General features: G+C 34.1%; 21 protein-coding genes, 1 tRNA gene and 1 pseudogene. 12 read left to right on the plus strand and 11 right to left on the minus strand.

All coding sequences use genetic code 11. The features are described from left to right. Together F1Z66_RS13125 and F1Z66_RS13130 are read left to right on the plus strand one after the other, a co-directional pair. A pseudogene (locus tag F1Z66_RS13125) lies at positions 1–204 on the plus strand (hypothetical protein); the annotation flags it as partial. Between the two features lie 8 nt (positions 205–212). Continuing rightward, the gene (locus F1Z66_RS13130; RefSeq protein ID WP_149864087.1) at positions 213–857 is read left to right on the plus strand and encodes a PIG-L deacetylase family protein; all 645 of its coding nucleotides are present in this window, start codon (positions 213–215) and stop codon (positions 855–857) included. 59 nt (positions 858–916) lie between these two features. On the opposite strand, the gene F1Z66_RS13135 is transcribed toward F1Z66_RS13130, so the two are convergent. The 3 genes from F1Z66_RS13135 to F1Z66_RS13145 are packed head-to-tail and all read right to left on the minus strand — an operon-like array spanning position 917 to position 4,346. Next, entirely contained in the window at positions 917–1,993 is a 1,077-nt protein-coding gene (locus F1Z66_RS13135; protein ID WP_149864088.1) for an ATP-grasp domain-containing protein, read from the minus strand. 21 nt (positions 1,994–2,014) lie between these two features. Then, positions 2,015–3,670 carry a bacillithiol biosynthesis protein BshC gene (gene bshC, locus F1Z66_RS13140; protein WP_149864089.1) on the minus strand — a complete coding sequence of 552 codons (1,656 nt, stop codon included), beginning with the start codon at positions 3,668–3,670 and terminating at the stop codon, positions 2,015–2,017. A 49-nt stretch (positions 3,671–3,719) separates the two neighbouring features. Further along, positions 3,720–4,346: a PHP domain-containing protein gene (locus F1Z66_RS13145; RefSeq protein ID WP_149864090.1), complete on the minus strand. Its 627-nt coding sequence runs from the start codon at positions 4,344–4,346 to the stop codon at positions 3,720–3,722. 107 nt (positions 4,347–4,453) lie between these two features. Between F1Z66_RS13145 and F1Z66_RS13150 the strand changes: the two genes are divergently transcribed. Next, positions 4,454–5,455 carry an ATP-grasp domain-containing protein gene (locus F1Z66_RS13150; protein WP_149864091.1) on the plus strand — a complete coding sequence of 334 codons (1,002 nt, stop codon included), beginning with the start codon at positions 4,454–4,456 and terminating at the stop codon, positions 5,453–5,455. Between the two features lie 71 nt (positions 5,456–5,526). Here F1Z66_RS13150 and F1Z66_RS13155 read toward each other — a convergent pair whose 3' ends face one another. From F1Z66_RS13155 to F1Z66_RS13175, 5 genes are all read right to left on the minus strand, one after another. Next, the gene (locus F1Z66_RS13155) at positions 5,527–5,757 is read right to left on the minus strand and encodes a hypothetical protein (protein WP_149864092.1); all 231 of its coding nucleotides are present in this window, start codon (positions 5,755–5,757) and stop codon (positions 5,527–5,529) included. 41 nt (positions 5,758–5,798) lie between these two features. Then, positions 5,799–7,277 (minus strand): glycosyltransferase family 2 protein, encoded by a 1,479-nt coding sequence (locus F1Z66_RS13160; RefSeq protein ID WP_149864093.1) that lies wholly within the window; start codon positions 7,275–7,277, stop codon positions 5,799–5,801. A gap of 160 nt (positions 7,278–7,437) precedes the next feature. Next, on the minus strand, positions 7,438–7,647 hold the full coding sequence (locus F1Z66_RS13165) for a hypothetical protein (RefSeq protein WP_149864094.1): 210 nt from the start codon (positions 7,645–7,647) through the stop codon (positions 7,438–7,440). Between the two features lie 55 nt (positions 7,648–7,702). After that, positions 7,703–10,300, minus strand: a complete 2,598-nt coding sequence (locus F1Z66_RS13170) for a dihydropteroate synthase (RefSeq protein ID WP_149864095.1) — start codon at positions 10,298–10,300, stop codon at positions 7,703–7,705. Between the two features lie 42 nt (positions 10,301–10,342). Then, positions 10,343–11,317: a homocysteine S-methyltransferase family protein gene (locus F1Z66_RS13175; protein WP_230207566.1), complete on the minus strand. Its 975-nt coding sequence runs from the start codon at positions 11,315–11,317 to the stop codon at positions 10,343–10,345. Between the two features lie 521 nt (positions 11,318–11,838). Between F1Z66_RS13175 and F1Z66_RS13180 the strand changes: the two genes are divergently transcribed. From F1Z66_RS13180 to F1Z66_RS13205, 9 genes are all read left to right on the plus strand, one after another. Further along, positions 11,839–12,072 carry a hypothetical protein gene (locus F1Z66_RS13180; RefSeq protein WP_149864096.1) on the plus strand — a complete coding sequence of 78 codons (234 nt, stop codon included), beginning with the start codon at positions 11,839–11,841 and terminating at the stop codon, positions 12,070–12,072. An 11-nt stretch (positions 12,073–12,083) separates the two neighbouring features. Then, positions 12,084–12,206 (plus strand): hypothetical protein, encoded by a 123-nt coding sequence (locus tag F1Z66_RS16300; protein ID WP_255437928.1) that lies wholly within the window; start codon positions 12,084–12,086, stop codon positions 12,204–12,206. Next, complete coding sequence (locus tag F1Z66_RS13185) at positions 12,146–12,472, plus strand: transposase (RefSeq protein ID WP_149864097.1); 327 nt, start codon at positions 12,146–12,148, stop codon at positions 12,470–12,472. Before F1Z66_RS16300 ends, F1Z66_RS13185 begins: the two co-directional genes overlap by 61 nt. 23 nt (positions 12,473–12,495) lie before the next feature. Next, entirely contained in the window at positions 12,496–12,642 is a 147-nt protein-coding gene (locus F1Z66_RS15670) for a hypothetical protein (RefSeq protein WP_159357597.1), read from the plus strand. A 2,790-nt stretch (positions 12,643–15,432) separates the two neighbouring features. Continuing rightward, positions 15,433–15,507: transfer RNA gene (locus F1Z66_RS13190), tRNA-Arg, on the plus strand. 233 nt (positions 15,508–15,740) lie between these two features. Continuing rightward, the gene (locus tag F1Z66_RS13195; RefSeq protein WP_149864098.1) at positions 15,741–16,010 is read left to right on the plus strand and encodes a hypothetical protein; all 270 of its coding nucleotides are present in this window, start codon (positions 15,741–15,743) and stop codon (positions 16,008–16,010) included. 46 nt (positions 16,011–16,056) lie between these two features. Next, positions 16,057–16,245: a hypothetical protein gene (locus F1Z66_RS13200; protein ID WP_149864099.1), complete on the plus strand. Its 189-nt coding sequence runs from the start codon at positions 16,057–16,059 to the stop codon at positions 16,243–16,245. 628 nt (positions 16,246–16,873) lie between these two features. Next, the gene (locus F1Z66_RS15675; protein WP_154670569.1) at positions 16,874–17,032 is read left to right on the plus strand and encodes a hypothetical protein; all 159 of its coding nucleotides are present in this window, start codon (positions 16,874–16,876) and stop codon (positions 17,030–17,032) included. Between the two features lie 1,298 nt (positions 17,033–18,330). Then, positions 18,331–18,942, plus strand: coding sequence for an FxLYD domain-containing protein (locus F1Z66_RS13205; RefSeq protein WP_149864100.1), 612 nt, complete (start codon positions 18,331–18,333; stop codon positions 18,940–18,942). 404 nt (positions 18,943–19,346) lie between these two features. Here F1Z66_RS13205 and F1Z66_RS13210 read toward each other — a convergent pair whose 3' ends face one another. From F1Z66_RS13210 to F1Z66_RS15680, 3 genes are all read right to left on the minus strand, one after another. Continuing rightward, a complete protein-coding gene (locus F1Z66_RS13210; RefSeq protein ID WP_149864101.1) occupies positions 19,347–19,562 on the minus strand; it encodes a hypothetical protein in 216 nt (71 codons plus the stop codon). 620 nt (positions 19,563–20,182) lie between these two features. Further along, the gene (locus F1Z66_RS13215) at positions 20,183–20,548 is read right to left on the minus strand and encodes a YybH family protein (protein WP_195907540.1); all 366 of its coding nucleotides are present in this window, start codon (positions 20,546–20,548) and stop codon (positions 20,183–20,185) included. A gap of 494 nt (positions 20,549–21,042) precedes the next feature. Beyond that, positions 21,043–21,219 (minus strand): hypothetical protein, encoded by a 177-nt coding sequence (locus F1Z66_RS15680; RefSeq protein WP_154670570.1) that lies wholly within the window; start codon positions 21,217–21,219, stop codon positions 21,043–21,045. Positions 21,220–21,622: the final 403 nt, after the last annotated feature.

Here is a 21,622-nt window from a genome sequence, read left to right on the forward strand (position 1 = left end):
CTTGAACCAAGAGATGGAATTGGTGGACACTGTCTACCAAAGGATACAAAGATGTTTATCAATTCATCTAACACAATGAAGAGCAAGATACTTCAAGCTGCCATGGAAATTGATGAGGATTATAGGGTTTATTTCCATAACTTTGACGAGTCAAAAGAGTCATGCAAGGAAACTAACTGCGAAATAATAAAGGCAATTCGATGATTTCTTAAATGACTAGTGAAGGGAAATCAAAAAACATCCTCGTATTTGGGGCACATCCGGATGATTTAGAAATTGGTATGGGAGGCACCGTTACTAAATTGTCGAGATTAGGGTTTAATGTAAAACTGGTCATTGCTACCCTACCCAATTTTACACAAAATGATAAAAAAGAAGAAAGGCGAATGGAGGCAGTTCGATCTTCAAAGGTAATGGGATGTCCGGAACCGGATTTCTTGGATTTACCGCCCGAACAAATGACGCATAGCAGATCATTAATTGGAACTATAGACAAGTATATCCAAGATTATAAACCTGTGGCAGTTTTTACTCAATGGATTGGGGATTCTCACCAGGATCATCAGGCTCTTACGAAATCAGTAATTTCTGGTAGTAGGGATACTACTGATCTCTATATGTATGAGACTACTATTCCTGGTGGAATAACTGAGCAAGCTTTCAGGTCTCAACTTTTCATAGATATAACTGATTTTATTGATCCTAAGAAATCTGCTCTGGAATGTTTTGATTCCCAACAGGTCAGGTGCGGACCTATCTGGATAGATGCTATAATTGGTAGAGCTGCCTATAGAGGTTATCAACTAAATTGCAAGTATGCGGAGGCATTTGAAGTAATTAGAATCTCAAAATGGTAAAATTTAACAAAAAGTTAAGGGATTGATCTAGAACATAAATTCATAAATTAATCGAGATTTTAGAAATAGTTTAACTTTTCTGATTTTAAACTCTTTATTTTAGTTCTGTTTGATCTAATTTTATTGTAATCTGCCAGATCCACATATGTCTCCTCCCAATATCGCATACAAACAAGTAGTCTATATTTTTTAATTTTTATTTTCTCTTTAAATAAAATATTTCTAATCATTATATCAGGTTCATTTATGCCTGCGGTTGTTCTCATAGGACAGGATGCTGAGAATCGTGGATTTATTTCCATTATCTTGATTTTATTGTCATCAGGATCAATTCTAGTTTGAATATTGAGGGGGCCAACTGCGCCGAGTTTTCCTACTACTTCCCTGCAAATTTTCTCTACCTTTGGATATCTGTCAATGAATGCTTTGTATGTTTGACCATGCTTTAATATTTTTTTTAAAGTAATGATTGACATAATTTTTTTGGTGTAATAATTAAGGGTAATACCTGTTGTAAACTCTAATGCATCATTCTGCAGGTATTTTTGTACCATTGGTCTCCATCCTATCTTTTCAATAGTCTTTACGGCAAACTCAAGCTCATCCTTGTTACGTACAATGCTGAGAAGCTTCGAGCCAAAACCTTCTCTGGGTTTTACAACCAATGGAAAATGATTTTTCTCCAAAAACAAATCTGCTTCCGCCGGCAAGCATGTGGGGATCGAATTAAGGTTGTTTTTAATAAGAAATTCGTTAGTTAAATATTTGTCCCTACACATTTCTACAATATTCTCTTGACTGGTAATTACTTTGGCCCCAGTCCTATCCTCGAGCAAATCCTTGGTTTTACAAAGAATTGGAAGTTCTATGTCTGAGCCAATAAATATTACATGAATTTTTTCTTGTGAACATATATCTATTAAATTTCGTATGTAATCCTTTTGGTCCGGCTTCTTTACTATGGCAAATTTATCGCAGCGATACAGCCCCGCTGCATCATAGCTTATGTCAGTTCCCAAAATTTTGTATTTGTGTTGTTTTTTACCTTCTGATCCGTTGTGATATTTTAATGATTTGATTATACCTTGAGCTACAATACCACCAGCCGATGTTACCATTACTTTAACAGTTTTCATTGATATCTTGGAAGAGAAATGTTAATTTATCAGGACGGGTTTTGTCAGATCGTTGTTTTTAACCAAATTACTGGACCACTCCTTTTCAGCATGCTCCAACCCTAAATTGACCGCATAATCAATAATACATGATTTTAATTTTAACGCATTTTTAGATTTCTGAACATTTTTCAAAGTATCTTTTATTGCCCTCTGTTCCTGTTTGTATCTAAACAACTCATCAAGCAATTTCCTTAAGCTTTCTTCGTCGTTGTATATTAGATTTCTCCTCGAAATGAGCGGTTTGATTCTATCTTTCAGATCATTAAATTCTTTGTTTTTTGCAGTTAGAAAATTTGACACGTTACTAATTGAATTTTCGGAAAGATAGTCTGATGCTTCTCTTTGACCAATACCTGAATAAACATCCGTTCCTGCCCATAAGACCATAATTGGAAGCGACACCTTCAGATCATCAAACACCTTTTTCCCCACTATAGTGTATCCAATACTTCCACCTGTTCCAGAAATATAACCTGTAATTGATAATTCTCTTGATAAAAGCAACAAGATGGGGATCGCCCGGGGTGAAACCATTTGTATTTTGTCTTTGGGGATGGAAATATCGGAGGTCTTGCCGATCGCTAATGACAAATATTTTTTACATGATATGCACCGACCGATCAATATACATTGGTCATCGTTTACCATTATTTTTGAAGATGCCTTGCTGCCGCAAGAACAGTGGAGCCAGAGGGGTGAATGCTTATTAAGATTTGCGCTTACGCCAGTAAAAATTCCTCTCTCTCTAAAAAATGTTTCTGATTTGTCTAATGATTCTAAATAAACCTCATTATTTGACAATAAGAAATTATATCCTCGTTCAAACACTGAAGACAGATCCGATAAATTAACGAATATTGTATTGTAACCCCATATTTCATTTGCAATTCTGGACATTATTATTGAATTAAATTCTGCGTAGTTTTCTGCCACCGTTGCCGAATGTTCAACCAGTCTCCAGAATACTTCAAAGCGCGAGTATAATTTTTTTAACTGGGGTTTTGACAAATTATTGCTGTTTTTTATCCAGTTATAAACAATATTTTCCCATGATTTTATTAAAGAACGAGTGGGTGGTTCTGTTTTACTGGATATCTTCCATCGTTTAGTATCATTAATGGGATATCTCAAATCTAGAATTCCTGATGCACTACGAATGCTTGGAAGTTTGGCAATATGCATCCACTTATCGTCCATAAAATCATGGTCTACTACCAAGAATAGAGGAATTATCTTAAAGTCATTATCTTTGGAATGATCAGCTAAGGCCTGAAGGAGTACTATTTTTTTAAATACTCCACTAAAAGCAAACAAATTTGGTTGATGAATACCTACATAAATTTTAGATTTCTCATAATCTAATAATTCGATCTGACCCAATATTTTGTCATTAAGAGTGCCAGCCCTATTGTGGAATTTTGTAACTGCATTTTTCAAGCGTTGCCTGTTTGATAATACCGCTTCACTTGGCTGTGTCCAAGGATAGTCTCTCAAAGCATCAGTAGCTTGATCGAACTTTGACGGGATTGACTCTACAAATTTGCTGATATCCGAATCAGAGGAGTTCAGATATTTTGAAAATATTGCATTGAACCTGCTTTGACCGTCAATAGTGGCTACCGTGTTACTTCCCAAACCTTTTAATCAATAATATCTATTTAAGTTTCTTTTTAACTATATCTTATTACTTTTCTATAAAATTTATCAAATGCATTATTCTATTAAAATCACCTATGTCTTCTAACCTGTGAGCATCACTTCCAACATGAAATTTTACTCCTAATTTGATAAAAATCTCTAAAAAATTCAAAGGAGGACGTATATATTTTGCATTAATCTCAATAATTTTATTGTTTTCGATTAATGATTTGCCTATATTATAAATTTGTTCATCATCTAAGGTAAATTCAGCTTCGGGAGCCAAATGTCCGATAACATTGACACAAGGATTCTTAATTGCTTGAAGCAAGGAATTCAACCATATCTCCTTATCGTACTTTTTATGAAAACTCGCAATTATGAAATAATCATCGGAAATAAATTCATCAGGACAATCAATACTACCGTCAGGTAGAATCTTTGCTTCAAAACCTTTTAGCACTTGTATGTTTGTCACTTGAGAGTATTGATCCAACTCATTTAGATACCTTCTAGTCCATTCGGATGATTTCCGTACATGTTCAGTAAAGGCTATTCTCTCAAGTTTTAAATCTTCTGCTCTTTTTATGACATTAGGTATGGTTAAATCAACGTCGCTGTGGTCATTATAATTACAGTGTATGTGCAGATCTTCTTTCAGATTTATTATCATTATTTTGTAAAAAAGTTACTAGGTTATCTTTAATAATTATTCTCAATTGTTTGCTTCAAAAATATTTATATCATTAACAAAAACAACTGTATTAAAACGGATGCCGATTGCGTAGAAAAATATCAACAGTATTAATACCCGGAGCCTCTGCACCTGCTGGAATTAATACAATCAAATCCTTAAGATTAGCAGAATTTCGAGGAAAGATATTATCTACTGACTCTAATAATTTATCGGCTGGTTTTTTCCTTTCTGACTTTTATGAGGTAATCCCAGAGGCAGAGGCAGATGATTATATCGAGGTATTACTGAATATTATAGATAAGTATAGTGTCGAGGTTTTGATGCCTTCATCCGGCTATGATATTTTTCCATTTAGTGAACACAAATCAAAATTAAAAAAGCATGGAGTTTATCCAGTGGTAAGCGACAGAAAAATTCTAGAGATTTGTAGAGATAAGATTTACACCTTTAATCATTTGAGTAAGAACTTTGAACTGCCATTTACAACATTAAATCCTGAAGAAATTACATCATTTCCAGTTATAGCTAAACCTAGATATGGTAAAGGTAGTAGGGATGTACTTCAAGTTAACGATAAATCAGAATTGCAATTTGTAAGCTCAAGATATTCTAATATGATTTATCAGGATTACTTACCTGGCGATGAATACACAATCGATATAATGAGTGATTTTGATGGCAATCCGATCATTGCAGTTCCTAGAATCAGACTTCAAACAAAAAGTGGGATTTCCACAAAAGGGAAAATTGTAATGGAACCTCAACTTATAGAGGAATCTATGAAAATAGTTAGAAAACTAAGAATTATAGGGCCATCATGCATCCAAATGAAAAAGGACAAACACGGTAATTTCAGGTTAGTAGAGATTAATCCGAGGCTGGGTGGAGGAACAATTTTTACTACTCTTGCTGGCGCTAATTTTCCAAAAATGATAATAGATCTTGTTGAAGGCAAGTCTATAACCCAGCCGAAAATCTCAGAGATTACTGTCTTGAGATATTTTGAGGAGATTGTATTAGATGAGCGAAATAAGATAAATTATGTCGGAAAGGATTTGGTTACTAGCAATACATGTAGAGTCTAGTTTATCTTTTGAATAAATTTATAGTTTTGTTATCATATCTTGGATCCAATCCCAGATACTTTAACATCATCTCAACTGCACTTAAAGAATCCCAATAGCCATTGATGCGAGGCATAAGCAAAAGAGGTGAATGGATCCTTAGCGGTTTGAAAATTATCAATATTGACGAAATTTCCTGTTGAACTCAATATTTGACATGGCCACATGCCAGTTAAATGCATCAATATCACACAAAAGCCGATGAACATGCCCATCCCAATTAAGACAACGTCGAGATACTTTACTTTTATTTGTGTAGTCAAAAGTAGCAAACCTGCCTATAAAATATTTTTGCTTCCAATTTTTATCTCCAGCCTGTTTTCTTTATGGTGATTGCTGCATATATCAACAGCCATGTATAAACATAAGTCGACAAGAGCGTGAAAAATGGCCTATATAGCCAATTGCGATCTCCTGGGTTACGTAGTCTGAAATCAACAGCGTAGATCATCCCCGTAAACAAAACACCCGCAAACCAAACAATTGGAGTTGTATAATCACCCATCAAAGGCAAAAATACTACAGTTGAAGCTACTATATATGGACGAATAAATTTCATTGCGGTTTGAAGATAATATAGAAGTGCTACATAAAACGGTCTCTTCCAATAAATTCCTCCTGCAGCAAATAGGCTTCTTATAAAACTCTTTCTCCAACGTACCTGCTGTTTTATTAATGAATCTAGGGTTGGCGGAACTCCAATATTTACACGAATATGAGAAGAGTATAATACTTTCCAGTATCCGTTGACTTCCATATCCTCAAAACTTGATTTAACCTCGATATGCCCTTTATCCTGACCTAATGCCGCTGATGTGGAAGAATCGCCGGTTAAAATTGAAACTGATTGTTTGGTCTTATTGGTAGTGGCAGTGGAAGAAAATCCGGGTGGCCTGGTTGCAAGCACATGGGCAGTCATTCTCCTGTCGGTCGCAAATTTAAATTCCATTCCCAAAAATCTATCTCTTGCCCACTGGGGTATAAAGTCCTGTATTGCATCTCTCCTGTAAAAGCTCAATGAACCTGCACAACAAGTCACCGATGAAAAAACGCTTTCCATCCCCTTTTGGGCACGACAGGCTCCGTCTGCATAAACATCTTGTAGCTTTTCCAAAAAGTGATCCCTAAAACCACCGGCATGGCGATTTTTTACTCTCCCATGACCGGTTATCGCACCCAATTGTCTATCAAAATAAAAGATTTGAACTGCCTTCTCTGTAGCATCATGAGCCATATCGCAATCACTATCCATAAACGCATAAATTTCTCCTTTTGCTATTTTGCTAGCAGCTTCAATTGCCTTTTTTTTGCCGACACTTTTTTCCAAATGAACTATCCTAAGATTCGCAGATTTGTTTTGCTCTTTTAACCGATCCAAGATTTCACCTGTTTTGTCCGTACTTCCATCATCAATAACAATAATCTCTTTATTTTCGTACGTCTGATCAAGACATGATTGGATGCAGTCAGTTATGTCAACTTCCTCATTCTTCACTGGCACTACAATTGAAACAAGTGGTTTTTCTGTATCAGGGATTTTCTTATCAAAAACCTTCAGGTATGGATCTTTGTATCTAAAATACGAAATAAAAAGGATGTTGAAGAGTACAAAAGAGGTAAGAATGCTGTAAATGCCTACTCCTAAGTCAATAACGTAAAAAGTCAGATATGCTTTGGTAAACAATATCGTTAATACTGCTGACAATAGCAATGCCCTAACGAACCAACGTTTATTATCTAATTCACTTTTTTTAACAAACTTGGGCACACTACTTAAAGCCATACACTAAATCAACTCGCTAACAATTAATGTCGCCATTAGCTGTTTATTACTTTTTTCATATTGCATTACTTAAGCTGTTTATTTTTACTTTCAATATAACAATGTGCCTTAAAAAAATTGAGTATCTTTGTTTTTCAAAAACGGATTGATTCCATAACGATTAATCCCAGCGCATTCTTTCTGTCTCTCTATCTGTTTTAGAAGATTTTTTCCAGTCTTTGTAGTGTACTCTGCACAGATAAACCCTTTTTTTTGAAATGTCAAAATCCAAGTCCTGAGACATTCTGGCTTTAACCAAACTCATTGATCTATCAGCCGATTCTTCACACCCTTTCACACTACAAGTTACTCCCTTCTCTACTTTACCCATTAACATGCAAAAACTATTACGCTCTAATAAAGTTAGGGTAATTAAGCAATCAAAGTTATAAGGTAAAATACTGTGCTTTGGGATGGTGCACCACAATGGCGGCAGTCGAATATTCGGGATCTATCTGACCACTTTCCGTTAAAGTCATACCATTGAGTGAAGGGTTAATTAACTTCCATACCATAAAGTGTTGGGCTATATCAGGACAACTTGGATATCCCCAACTGTACCTTAAACCTCCGCCTGACTCTTTTAAATTTAATTCTTCTTTAATTTTGAAATTGATCATATCTGCAAGTGCCTCTGTTGATTCCACAGCAAGTCCATGCAGGTAATAAGCATCCGTATATCGGCCTTGTTGATTCCATTCTTCTATAAGCTTGGCTACTTTCTGTCCCATTGTTACCGATTGAAATGCTACAAAGTCGTCATAATCGGAATCAAAGTAGTCTGCGAGACAAAGGTGTTGCTGATTAGAAGACCGGGGAAATTCAAACTTGAGCTCTATTTCTTCTCCTTTCTCATTAGTATATTTGACTAATAGGTCATTATTTCCAACTTTTCTGCATTTGAAATAGCCATACACCGCCTGGGGGTCGAATAGGTTCTCTTGTATTACTTTTAATTTCCATTCTTCAAGTAAAGCATCAAAATTCTCTTTCAAATCCGACGCGGTTTTCCCTCTAACACCCCACGACAATACAAAGAGAGATTTTTTGTTAAGATATGTCCAAATCTCGTTTAAATCAAGTTGCTTATTTGTGAACCTATAAATTTTGTTTAAAGAGGGGGGTATTGGTTTATTTCTGACAGGTTTGACATCGCTGTTCATTTGTTGTGCTTCTTTGCTTTTTGAATTTTCATATTTTTTCTCCTTCCATTTAGAGAGTTTTTCATACCAAGTAGACATAAACTGTTCTTTCTGTTCTCCCATCAGACTATTCATTATCTTGAGCCCTTCAAATGCTGTTTTACAATAAAAGATACCCGGTCGGTAAATTTCTTGCTCCCCTATACCCTTGGCAATTCTGTTGATGTAATCACTGTTAATAGCAGCCCCACCGCAAAGAACAGGAATTTCAATTTTATTCTCTCTAACAAAGTCTGAAAATAATTGCATTTGCTTAGAAGTTGAAACCAGGAGAGCAGAAAGACCAACGGCATCTGCTTTTACCTCTTTAATCTTGTTAATGATGGTTGGAATTGGAACCTGCTTTCCCAAATCGTGTACCTCATAGCCGTTGTTGACAAAAATAGTTTTGACCAAATTCTTTCCTATGTCATGTACGTCGCCATAAACGGTACAAAGGACTAATTTTCCTTTGCTAATTCCTTCCTGTTTAATTAGATATCTTTCGAGCTCAGCAACGGCCGCCTTCATACATTCAGCTGATTTTAATACGAATGGCAGTATTAATTCCCCAGATCCAAACTTGTCACCTACCTCTTTCATCGCAGGCAGGAGGACTTCATTAAGAGTTTCAACCGCGGCTTGATGAAGCTTTTCTTTGTCCCCTATTAATTCAATCTTTTCTACCCCGTTACTTGAAATATTTTTCACTTTTTTCACCTCTGCCTCTAATATCTTTTTGGATGAAATGGATAGAGCTACATCATTCTCAATGCCTTCTTTTATTCTATTTACTATCCTGAAGTAACATTTCTTGTCGGCATTCCAAGCCGGATCTATTTCCATACTGCTGGAAGGTTTGACCATCTCGCCAGCGGTACGTTTTCCATTACTCGTTGTGGTAAAGTGAGAAATTAACTCCGATAGTGCATTAGATTGTGTATTAAAAATCAAATCTTCGCATTTGCTTTTTTCGGATCCACTTATCTGAGGATATGGAATTATGTCCTTGGGATTGATAATGACTGTATCTAAACCATTCTTAATTGCATGATATAGAAAAACAGAGTTTAAGAATTTCCTTGCGTTTGCGGGCAAACCAAAACTCACGTTACTCAATCCAAGTGTAGTAAGGGTTTTTGGAAATTTTTCTTTTACAAATTTAATCCCATTTAAAGTTTCAAAAGCAGAATTGATGTATTCTTCTTCCCCAGTGGCGAGGGTAAAAGTAAGGACATCAAAAATAAGTTGCCATGGCTTTATTCCTCTATCAAGTGCCTTTGAATGAATCAATCCAGCAACATTCACTTTATCTTGCCAAGTCTTGGCCATTCCATGTGGTCCTATACACATCGAAATCGCAGGAGCTCCGTATTTTACCATGAGTGGCGCTATATCTTTAAACCTGGAACCATCACCTTCTAGATTAATTGAGTTGATGATAGGAACACCAGGTATCTGTCGTAATGCCGCAGCAACAACTGCAGAATCTGTAGAATCTATAACCAGTGGTGCCTCTATCTCTAGACTAAGCCTTTTTACTAGTTTCTGCATGAAAGATTTTTCATCTGACCGCTCGGTAGTTGCGACACAAACGTCAATACAGTGAGCTCCATCTTCAACTTGATACCTTGCAATTTCGATCAAACCATCAAAATCATCAGCTAAGACCATCTGTTTCGCTTTTTTTGAACCCTGAGAATTAAGTCGTTCTCCTATTATTAACGGTCTTGGGTTTTGAAATAAATCTACGCAATTTAATGAGGAAGAAACTTTAGGATTATTATTGTATTTTAACTTCATTTTGTTATCACGGGTGATATTTCCATATATTTTAGGTGGAGCCTATAAATTAGATTCGAAAGACTTATGACTCTTCACAAATTGCTCCTTTTCATCCAACATGTATCGAAGTTTACGAATATGACTTGGTGAAGTACCACAACATCCTCCTATAATTCTTATCATTTCGTATTTGCTAACAAAGTCAGACAATTTTGCAGAAATTTCTTCTGGAGACATTAAATATTTTGCTTGGCCATTTTCATTAATGGGCATTCCCGCATTTGGCATTACTAAAATGGGGATCTCTTTTTGCTCGCATAACCAGTGTATGCTAGGGGTCATTTCAATTGGACCAGTGGAGCAATTAAGTCCAAAAAGATCGACTCCAAGATTACTTAAGGTGGTATAAGCTGATTGTACATTCGTCCCAAGGAGCATCTTACCGTATTGATCAAGGGTAACATTTGAAATTAAAGGAAGTGATTTTTCCAGTTTTTTAAATGCTCGAAAAATTCCTTCTACCGCCAATTTCATCTCTAAGACATCTTGTCCCGTTTCAATTAAAAGAACATCGCAACCTCCGCTGATTAAACCAATGGCTTGATCAAAATAAGCTTCTTCGATCTCATTGAGAGAGATATTTCCCAGATCTGAGTCATTAGAACTTGGCAAAAAACCTGTTGGTCCCATTGATCCGATGATATAGACTTCCTTGTTTGCTTCCTTCATGGCCTCCTTTGCAATTCTTGTAGCTTGTATGTTAAATTCCTCTGTTTTATACTGGTTTCCGAACTCCTTCAGCTTCAATGTATTGCTTCCAAAAGTATTAGTTTCGATACAATCGCAGCCTGCCTGGATATAATTTTGGTGAATTTGTTTTATCCATTCAGGTCTGCTAAAATTCAAGCTATCGTTAAATCCTTCTTTATTGTCTAGATAATCTCTTTCTGTGGGTGAATACTTTTGAATTTCTGTACCCATTGCGCCATCGAATAAGAGGATTCTATCATTTAATTCAGTCAGAAAAGAATTCAATATTATTATTAATACTTGTGGTACAGTTTTTGCTTATAATTCTTTCATCTAATTATTGGGCTCTGTTATCTTAAGGATGAACCAATACCATGAAGTTCTCCTATTTTAATTTTGGTTATCAATAGAAGGCTCTTTTAACAGTTGTACAAAAGATAGTCTGTATCTTTGTGTAAACTAACAGTGTTCGTTTAAACATTATACCACAACACCTTTAGCTTACCCTCTAGAATTACCCTCATCATGAGGGATACGTTCCTCAGATTGCTTTCAGATGACGAAGGAAACATGTTATATGATATGTTGCAAGATAATGAAGAATCCGGTTACCGTTTCAAGATCATCTTACCAAAGGGTGGATGATATGCAGTTGCTGAAATAAGAATGGCAACCAATCATGACATGACATCAACATCAGAAAATGAAAGAATGTATCGATTCAATGAACAAGGTATCAAAGAAATAGTATCAAAAATACACAGACACTAACCAGTCAAGATAACTGCAGAGATGGAGAAAAGATAGTGGATATGGCGACCAAAAATCCAAGAGAAGAGTACGGACTACCCTTCTTCACGCTGTCTTTGAGGGTACTAGCAAGCTATGTCTCCAAAGAGATAAACTTTGTAGATACTATAAGACCGGCAGAGATTAGAAACATACTTCTCAAGCATGGGATAAATTGCAGGCAGTCAAAGATTACATTGGGAAATAACCGGGATCCGGAATACCATTTGAAAAAAAGAGTGAAGATTTAAGGTATGAAAATATGCCATCCAATTCCGTCCTTCTTTACGAAGATGAGGTGAAAGGACCGATAGTAGCCAAGACCTGCGGAGGTACTCTTGGACATCCACCACCTTTTCAAAGGTATTCAAGGCCCAGAAGATAAAAGGTATGCAGAATGTGTTTGGTGTCTATGACCATACCAACAATCAGAAGTGGACGCACGGTTACAAACAAAGCAAAACTGGAAAACATTTCCTAGTCTTTATAAAAAGAATTGAACAAAAATACAATAACAGTATCAAACAGATATTTTCGGTACTGGATAATGTATCAATACATAAATCAAACAAAGTAAAACAGAATCTAGCCAGTTTTATCCAAGGATACGTCTGGCATTTCTTCAAACGAGATCTCCTGAACATAATCTAATAGAGGTAAGGTGGTGGATGTGGATGCACAGACAAGCAGCAATAAACAATTCCACATTTAAAAATGAACAGGATACCGGTAAAGCTGTGTGCGACTGGACCTGTAATTACAGCAAAAAAACATGGATTCAAAGCAAGTACAATCAGTTTACAGAAAGGAGGTATGTATAAGTTTACATAGCTGTTGACTTAAGCGTTTGAAGCAGAGCAAGTTTGAAACGCCATTGGACTACACTAGTCACTTTCGACATGATTGTCTGCATTTTAAGCACGATTTCAGACCATATGTTCTAATATCATTCATTCTAATCCATATGAAATATTGGGAAACATTTGAAAAATTACTTCAAGTTAACATAGCCCAATAGAAACAAAGAACATATTTAGCATACATTAGTTTTGGTTTGTATTTGTACTTTCTTGGTTTATCGTTAAGAAACATTGTCAAGGCATTTTGATATCTTCACATAGTTAAGAAAAGTCGCGTATCTGTCTGGAAATGGATTCATAGATGTCATTTCAGAAAGGTATCCTCAAACAAAAGAAAAATATCAGAATACATTATAGACTAGACCATCCTAAAGAGTGGTTCAGAATTTACATGGTTATGGATTGCAATTGGGCAATACAACGGATTAATGCTCATACCAAATATAATTAAAGAAACATGTTTGTTGATAAGTGAGAGGTTTCTGTCAGGAGTTGTCGTCAGAGATTACCTAAAACACCTAGTATCTATAGATATAGATACATAGTACCCGATTGTTCGTTTCTGGAGCTAAAACACCATCTTAATTCTTTTTTTGGCAAAGAAGAGAAAACATTATTGAAAGGAAGGAAAATACAGCATACCATAATAGAACAGAATATTTTGATGACAATTTTCTTTGCAGAATAAAGAACTGCAAATTAAAGCATGTAAGAAATTGGATGAACCTGTTTATCACGCATTATAACAAGGAGATGATTAATTCCTAAGATAACAGTGCCGAGAAAAACGTACTGATTCAAATCAAATGGATGTGATTGTTTGTATTTCTTAATTTAAGTGAAAGAATTTTATACTAACCAACCAACTCGAGTGATAACAATAACAATAACTTTTAAATATTATAAAACATATTATATAAACACATAGATCTTCCTATTTATTTTTGGAGATTGATTTGTTATATTTTCTTTTTTTAAGAGAAAAATACCTGTGTCACTTGAGACACAAAAGTAGAATTAATCACCCTTAATATATCTATATACCAAATCTTATATAAACAATATTTACAGGAATTGACATAAAAAATTAGAAGAATCCATCATTTTTGTTGATTGGGATGAGATAAGATTCACTATTTGATGTTTTGATGTGTCACGTGACTATAAAATGAATTACCATTTCTTTTCTTTTTTTGTAATCGAGTATGCCAAGAATTAATACTCTTGCACCGAGTTAATGACACATTCAACTGACCTTGATGTGATTATTATTTTCTTTCTTACTCTCTGTTGCAATTATCCAAATTTACAACCATGTGGTCAATGGATTTTGGTCCATTTTTAGCAACAAACCTCTGAGTTAACCCCTTCTGGCTAGTACAGATGTCTTGTTAACTTAAGCAACTAACTAAACTGGTATTATAGTCTATCCATATTCAAACCAACTAGTTTTATCTAATATCTATCCAATTTGAGTGGAATTTCTGACCTTTTGTGCTAAAGTGAATCGTCGTATTCCGGAGATAATGTGGATATGAATCGAAAAACTTAAGTTATCATAGCCAGTATGGGTTAGGTCGACAAGAGTGAACGTATTTGATTTCGAACTGAATTTATGAACAAATTTCAGAACACATTTTGTTACAAACATAGTTATTTTCTTAAGTTTTTTCTTACATCTGAATCATCAGAACTTACCATGTGTACAAAGATTACTCGGATTTTCGCTAAATTTGTAGTAATTAACGGGGAGAAGTCTACTTCATTTTTATTATCACATTATTTATTTAACTGCCAAGCATCAAAATTAAAGCGATCCTGGATAGAATTTATCAGAATATTTTGATTTTGAATCCGACTGACAAACTAAATAAATCGATATGGAAATACTCAAAAAAATGATGATTGGGAATAAATTAGATTGTAATTTCCATCTAATAGAAATATTAATGAAGGCTGGTGCAAACCTGCCCAATAAACAATAAAAGTATTGAAGGTGGAGATAGTCCATCCGGCTCTGTTAACTTAAGAAAGTGATTTAGCTTGAAGATGATCTATTTCAGTTATGATCATCAAAAGAAACAGAACACCTTCTTTAGATATTGACCATGCTTTGTATTTGTACTTTCTTGGTTTATGAACCAGAAGTGCTTCCTGAGCAATATTTTCCTTACATATGGTAAAGAGAAGTCTGTTTTATTTGCAAAAAAATGGAAGTAAATTCAAAAGTACAAGCCCAAGAAGATGCCATCAATCAATATAGTAAGGATTTCAGATTACATAGTTTGTGAAACATTGCTCAAGGTTGGTTTAGAATGTGAATGGCATTGGGTTGCAATAAATAGAGCTCGTAAACTGACAAATCCTAGCACAAAATAAGCCTCAAGAAAGAAACATGTTTACTCTTGAAATGTTTATGTCTGATCCAAGAGTTATGGAAAACATTTTGTTTCTATAGATGGTGGCACTTGGTACCCCATGACATGCAAGTTTCTAAAACCAAAAAGCCATATTCATTCTTTTTTTGCAAAGAGAAAAGATTTGTAGATGGAAGGATGCAATGCATCAAAGACGGAATCGAGAGCTTCGACTATTACTTTCCATGTAGACAGAAGAACTGCAAACTAAAGCATGTATGAAACTGGTTGAATTTATTTTTCAATTGTCATAATGAAAAGATGGTATGCTAAAGTTAACCTGGCCAATTTTGGATTAAAAAGAATTTTATAGAAATTTATTCTTACAGTATGCGGGTTCATAGTTCAGTTTGGATAGAATGACTGCCTGCGGAGCAGTTGGTCGAGGGTTCAAATCCCTCTGGACCCATCAGTTGTAGACACAACATTTCTGTCTACACAACTAAGGGAAAAATATTATTTTGTATGGGTCACAGCAAAGGATGATAAGGTCTGCAAGAAATACTGCAAGCCTTTGGATGGAGTATTTTGGAAACTAGGTGATCTTAACCTTATACCAAAGCCTGACTTGATTACCCATCCCTTTTGTAGATGTAGGATTATCAAGGTAAGGATTTAAGATTGTACCATTAAGATACTTCAATGAAAAAACTATTCCAAAATGTTGATAATGATCGTAAAAATGTGGCTTTAGCAATATTGAGAAAATTATACTCTGAAAATGAGGTACAAACTCCTTGGGTAGAGAGAACCGCGTTGAGAGCTAGCATGGCAGAAATGATAAAGGGATTTGACGATATGCTGAACTTTTTATTACAAAATAAATTGATAGATCATAAGATTGGCACAGATAAATTTAGTATAACTAAATTAGGTATTGATAAATTAAATATTGGAGATAAAATTTCATAGTAAAAAATGAATCTTTATAGCTGAGTCATTTGTACTTTTCTTTATCATGTCAGAACAAATTATCAGCAAAAAAGAAAACAATCCAAATCAAGCACGCATCTCAGTTATCATCCTGTCAAAGTATAGCGTTATAGTGGAAGGAAATACTAAACCTCAGATGTATCACGTCCATCATGATGTAGATTCTGATTCTATATCAGTTAGAGACAATAAACCCATTAATGGCGTTTTATAGACTTATGATATTTGACAGTAATATAGAATTAGAATATTTACTTCATTTGTATGGATTAAATTAGATGCTTAAGCGGCTAGAATTCTCTCACTGTAAAGGAAAAAATTTACAATGAGGTCTGGCCCACAAGGCAAATGTTTCGCAAGACTCTCCCTCATGGAGATTTTTTGGAGTAAAAAATAATGTTAGATTATCTACTTTTGATAGAGCAATTCGAGGAAATGTATATTCTCAGAACGGTAAAGAGTCAGGAGATAAAAAAACAAAGAGCGAGAAAGGTTAAACAAGAATAATAGTGGCTTATTTTGAAGGTGTTCTGTTTCTAGTATTCATACAAGAGATAGAACCTCTTCAAGCTATGGATATATCATTAAATGAACAGAGCCCAACAGTGTATGAACTCAAGTTAGGGATAATTATGATATAAGAACGACCATGAAATATTGGCAAGTAAAACACTAAACACACAAAGACCTGTTAGGGTTCAGTAGCTGTAGCACTTGAATTTTCATGATATAAAGAAATGAAAAGTGTAGATAATACTACCTTGAATCAATTAATTTAAAACACAAGCGTAATTTAGATTTTGATCAAAATACTTAAAGCAATACCATGCATTAACCATTAAATGGTTCAAATAGATTTCTCAGAGGATGACATAAAGAATTTAAAAACATTATTACAGTTTTCCAAAGATGCTTGTCCCGTAGAAAGTCTGGAGGGAAATATGGACAATGACTATTTAGATACATTGATAGATAAATTGGAAAAAGCCAAACAGGATTGATTTAATCAAACTATTCCCACTTGACGACTCTATCTACGATACATCATCACTGCCTACCAATATTAACAAGTTTAACATAGAATCCTAACAAGGGTGGATCCTACAGATTCAACCAAAATAATTACAGATATTCCTGTTACACCTAACATAATTAACTAATTAGCCGCTTTTGTGTAGTTTAAGCTAGAGAAAAACAAATAGTTGCCTTAATCAAAGAGAAATATTTGTCTTTTTTATTATGTGTTATCAAAGCAGATTTATCCGTAGTCATTGCGTATCGGTCATAGGAGCTGGTATAGTGTTTGATGTTTGCATAAAACTAGAATGAAAAGCCAAGTTAAAGGACAATTAAAGGACAAATTTTTTTTACTCTTGTTTTCAGGCTACGTATTGATTATTCACTTTATTCTTATGTAAGAAACTTAATCCATCTTAGACTAGAAAGATTTAGAAAATATTATAGCAAATTAATTTAGTTATCTAACATAATAAATTACAACTGATTCCTGTAATTAGATGATTTTAACTCTTGAGAACAAGGTTTCTATTAATCCGACTCTAATATTGTTACTTCCTTAAGTATTTCAGACCATTTGATAGAGTGTATATGGTCCTATGTATTAAATGTACGCATGATTTCATATGCTTTGTCGTTGCCCTTGTAAACATTTCTTACCATCAAATTAATATCTGGCTGTCCAATGCGTACTATTATTTCCATGATGCTTTTAGAATTTTGATTAATGATTTCACTTACAATGGATTCAATATCTCTTTTTGAAATCTTTATCAGAGATCTGCAACCCTCAATCTTAATAGACGATAGTTAATATCGAAACCTTCTATTAATATTTGCTGAGGTTTCTATCCTGCTTCTTCTTCTTCTTTGGACGGTCGACAGAGGAACATCAATTTTTTCTGATATTTTTGATGATTTAGCATTAAGTTATTTATTTCAAGCTTGTGCCTTAAAATATGAAAAATGTACTGAAGCTCAATATGAGAACCATCAAATTTTCGAATATAATACCATCCACTAAATCTTACTATTCTAAAAATTACTTGCATTTTTTTGAAGATTTTGTATAGGAGATCTTTTATCATTGAGCTTTTGATATTGTTTGAATTTATATGTCAATTAGATCATTCTAGTCGAAATCCAGATAGAGCCGAATAATAAATAAAATTTAGTGTTCATAAAGTAAACAATAACTTCTAAATTCACAATAATATTTATTATCATATCCATAAGCCTTATACCAAGTCATTATCTAGGGTTTTCTCCTGCTAATGCTCAATTGAATACTACTGATGTAATAAGTAATCAAACGACTATACCGCAATCTGAATCAATTATAATCAAACCTTTTACAATTCCAAGAGATGAACCGTATAACTCAAATGGATTACCGTATACATCAAGTAGTGCTGATTCAAACAACAATAGTCTGACTAAACCAGTAAATGACTTGGTCCTACTTAGTCAGCGATATAACGATGAAAGATTCGGTGATGAGATTATTGGTGAAATTCTAAACAATGGTACTATAACAGCTGAATATGCCAAGGTATCTGTATCCTTTTACGACGAAAATGGAGCAATTCTAGGTTCAGACTTTACTTATACCGATCCATCAACAATAGCTCCAGATCAAAAGACTGCATTTAACATTTTCATAACAAGTGATACAATAGAGGATGATACTGAAACATATGAGTTTATTTTACAGTGGCAAAACAATGATTTTAATGACTTCTCAAAGAGAATAACTGGAGAGCAAGTACAAGCTATTGATAATGACGATAACGATAATGATGACGATAACAATGATAACGATAATGATGATAACAATAATAAAGACCGAGATGGTAATGCCCTAAAGCGATTGAATAATCTATTCCGAAAATAATCTCTTATTTTCATTGTTTAATTTTTTTGATTAAATCCACTTATTTCCAAGTATTAAATCTGATCATAAAGATGAAATTGCCAATTTAATAAAATAGTTTGTAGGATGTACATACAATGTATCTATGACTATGGTTAAATTCATTATGTCATTGTGTTATGCATGTCAATAAAACCTTCAAGTTCAAGTAAGATCTTATATGCTAAATTTTGACAATTAATTAAGATGCTGTGATTGTATATAATTCATTTGTCTATAATTATGTAAAATTATTTTTGACAATGGTATTAGTGTTTATTTATGTTAGACTTGAATCAACTAAGACTGGATCTACCTCAATTCATCCCTTTAATGTTAATATCATAAAATACGGATTTTATAATAATATGCGGTAAATAACGCCGTTATATATCAATAACGAGCCTAAAATTGCATACTAAAGAATTGATAAATACCATCTTGCTTATAAAAGAAATTCCTGCCAATTGAAAGTACTGTGACAACAGGCTGCAACCATCAAGATATGAGGATATATACACTGTATTGTGTATGGGGGAGTAGGCTACACTTACGTCATAAGCATCTTCATCAACCAGACCGATACCATCTGCTAGGGTCATTAAAGTGCGTTAATAATGCTCTATTAGCATCACTCTTCTTAGTCATTATGGCCCTATCCAGTTGTGTTGATGCAAAAGCGTAAGGGGTTACGAGATGCCTATTGATGCCTACTCTAACATCTCCTCATTTTATTCCTGTTTATTACACACACATATTGAAATTACAAACTTATTAACTTTCAATTTTGAGAATCACGTTTTTTAAAATCAACTTTCCAGGCTATGATTTATCAGAAACATTGAAATTATTTCAAAAGCAATAAGGTGTCAACAAAGGTCTTGTTTCTTGTAACAGTAGACTTGACATCTATATTTCATATGCCTCAGACCCCCTCCGCAAGTTTTTGATTTCTACCATCAAACTATCATATTTTCAATGATAGTCATTATGGATTAACCAGATGACGGTATCTTATGACATGGCATTTAACTACTGATCATATCTTAAATCAAATTTATTTTATAAATTCAAAACTTATCATCAATCAATATTTTGATTTAATTACTTTCAAACACCATATATGAAATACCACCAAGATCAGAATGGCTATTTGTTCCCTTTTGTTCGATGCTTAAAACAATGAATAGATAAATAAATAACTAAAATGATCTATTTGATCCTAATCTGTTCCCCAAGGATTGTCAATCACAAACTTCCAAGTGCCATCAGATTGTTGACGTAAAACATCTGCAGACTTGGCTGACATGTTAACAGGGTTTCCATCTGAGCCTGTTCCACTAAATGACCATTCAGTGATTACTAAAGCAAGATCACTTGTTTGAAGGACCCTTTTGACTTTTAAATCTAATTTTCCTTTTAAATCTATGAATCCCTGTAGACTTTGCCCGACGGATTCTGGGGTATTTGCAAGTTGTCCTGACTGGGTGGCAAAACATGCTTCAGTTTCATAGAGCGTCATGAGAGAATCTAGATCCCCTATATTAATACCTTCAACTACAGAATTTAGTACTTCTTCAGGCGTCATATTCTTAACCATACAATGGCTTTGGTAAAGTTGGTTTTAACCTTATCACAAACTTGTAGTGAAAATAAAGCAAGATGTGTATTTAATCACAATCAAAATTTATTATGCTACTTTTAGGTTAATCTTTACCACAATCATCAAGAATATTTTTTCACTTATAAAATAAGATCAAATCATGGAATGGGACTACCTCACATGAGAAACGTGGAATTACCGGAAAATAACCCACTCCACAGGCACCTGTTTAAATTTAATAGATTGAATATATGGTAGTTGAATTGGTTTGAAATTAAATTTAACAAAATTATCAATTAAAGGTTTTCCGTTTTAACAACTTTAGTACTTATGACAAGATTTTATAAAATATATGAAATAATGCTTGTGATTAAAATGAGTCTGACCCCGACATATTCCTCTTTAATTCCTCACGATATAGGTGAATTAATATCATAAACTAGAATTTAAAATAAATAATTCAAATGGATCAGAAGAAACTAATAAGTAAACATCTGAAACAAAATCTCTGTAATGCTTTTGGGTTCAACTTTTTCTTTTGGCTCTGAAAGTAATATTGGAAGTAACGAAGAGGTTATTTCTTTTATATTGCTGTTGCGAAAGTATCGCTGATCTTCAATTGAGTATTTTTCCATGATAGGGGAGAGGTTTATCATAAATTTGGTAAACATTATCTAGGTGTTTTATCTTTATCGAGCAATTAAATAACCTCGATATATTCACTCTGCTGTTGTAGTCACCATTTTCTAGTTTGCAATCATATTTTATATCCATCTGGGTTACGTTCCACTGCGAAACACTGGTGTGTATTAGAGGTTCTGAAATACCTAGAGAATCCTTTATTTTCTGATGTATTGAGCCGCATGCTTGTATCAAATTAAGCCAATCTTTTCTTGAATGCCATTGATATGGCTCCCTGGATGATGCGATTGTAATAATGACAGTTCCATAAGGATAAACAAAATTATCTTATACGACCTGTAAAGAGACAGCTTACCCTCATAGACTAATCCCTGATTCCTAGAGGAGAGAAGAATCCATTCTAAACTTGAATTGCCT

Source organism: Candidatus Nitrosocosmicus agrestis (assembly GCF_008389435.1).
GTDB lineage: Archaea > Thermoproteota > Nitrososphaeria > Nitrososphaerales > Nitrososphaeraceae > Nitrosocosmicus > Nitrosocosmicus agrestis.

Coding starts and splice junctions, on each gene's coding strand:
- F1Z66_RS13210 (WP_149864101.1), bottom strand. CDS start 19,562: ATGACCCTAGCAGATGGTATCGGTCTGGTTGATGAAGATGCTTATGAC.
- F1Z66_RS16300 (WP_255437928.1), top strand. CDS start 12,084: ATGCCATCCAATTCCGTCCTTCTTTACGAAGATGAGGTGAAAGGACCG.
- F1Z66_RS13130 (WP_149864087.1), top strand. CDS start 213: ATGACTAGTGAAGGGAAATCAAAAAACATCCTCGTATTTGGGGCACAT.
- F1Z66_RS13165 (WP_149864094.1), bottom strand. CDS start 7,647: ATGGGTAAAGTAGAGAAGGGAGTAACTTGTAGTGTGAAAGGGTGTGAA.
- F1Z66_RS13135 (WP_149864088.1), bottom strand. CDS start 1,993: ATGAAAACTGTTAAAGTAATGGTAACATCGGCTGGTGGTATTGTAGCT.
- F1Z66_RS13200 (WP_149864099.1), top strand. CDS start 16,057: ATGTCAGAACAAATTATCAGCAAAAAAGAAAACAATCCAAATCAAGCA.
- F1Z66_RS15670 (WP_159357597.1), top strand. CDS start 12,496: ATGCACAGACAAGCAGCAATAAACAATTCCACATTTAAAAATGAACAG.
- F1Z66_RS13215 (WP_195907540.1), bottom strand. CDS start 20,548: ATGACGCCTGAAGAAGTACTAAATTCTGTAGTTGAAGGTATTAATATA.
- F1Z66_RS13160 (WP_149864093.1), bottom strand. CDS start 7,277: ATGGCTTTAAGTAGTGTGCCCAAGTTTGTTAAAAAAAGTGAATTAGAT.
- F1Z66_RS13170 (WP_149864095.1), bottom strand. CDS start 10,300: ATGAAGTTAAAATACAATAATAATCCTAAAGTTTCTTCCTCATTAAAT.
- F1Z66_RS15675 (WP_154670569.1), top strand. CDS start 16,874: ATGGTTCAAATAGATTTCTCAGAGGATGACATAAAGAATTTAAAAACA.
- F1Z66_RS13195 (WP_149864098.1), top strand. CDS start 15,741: ATGAAAAAACTATTCCAAAATGTTGATAATGATCGTAAAAATGTGGCT.
- F1Z66_RS15680 (WP_154670570.1), bottom strand. CDS start 21,219: ATGATAAACCTCTCCCCTATCATGGAAAAATACTCAATTGAAGATCAG.
- F1Z66_RS13145 (WP_149864090.1), bottom strand. CDS start 4,346: ATGATAATAAATCTGAAAGAAGATCTGCACATACACTGTAATTATAAT.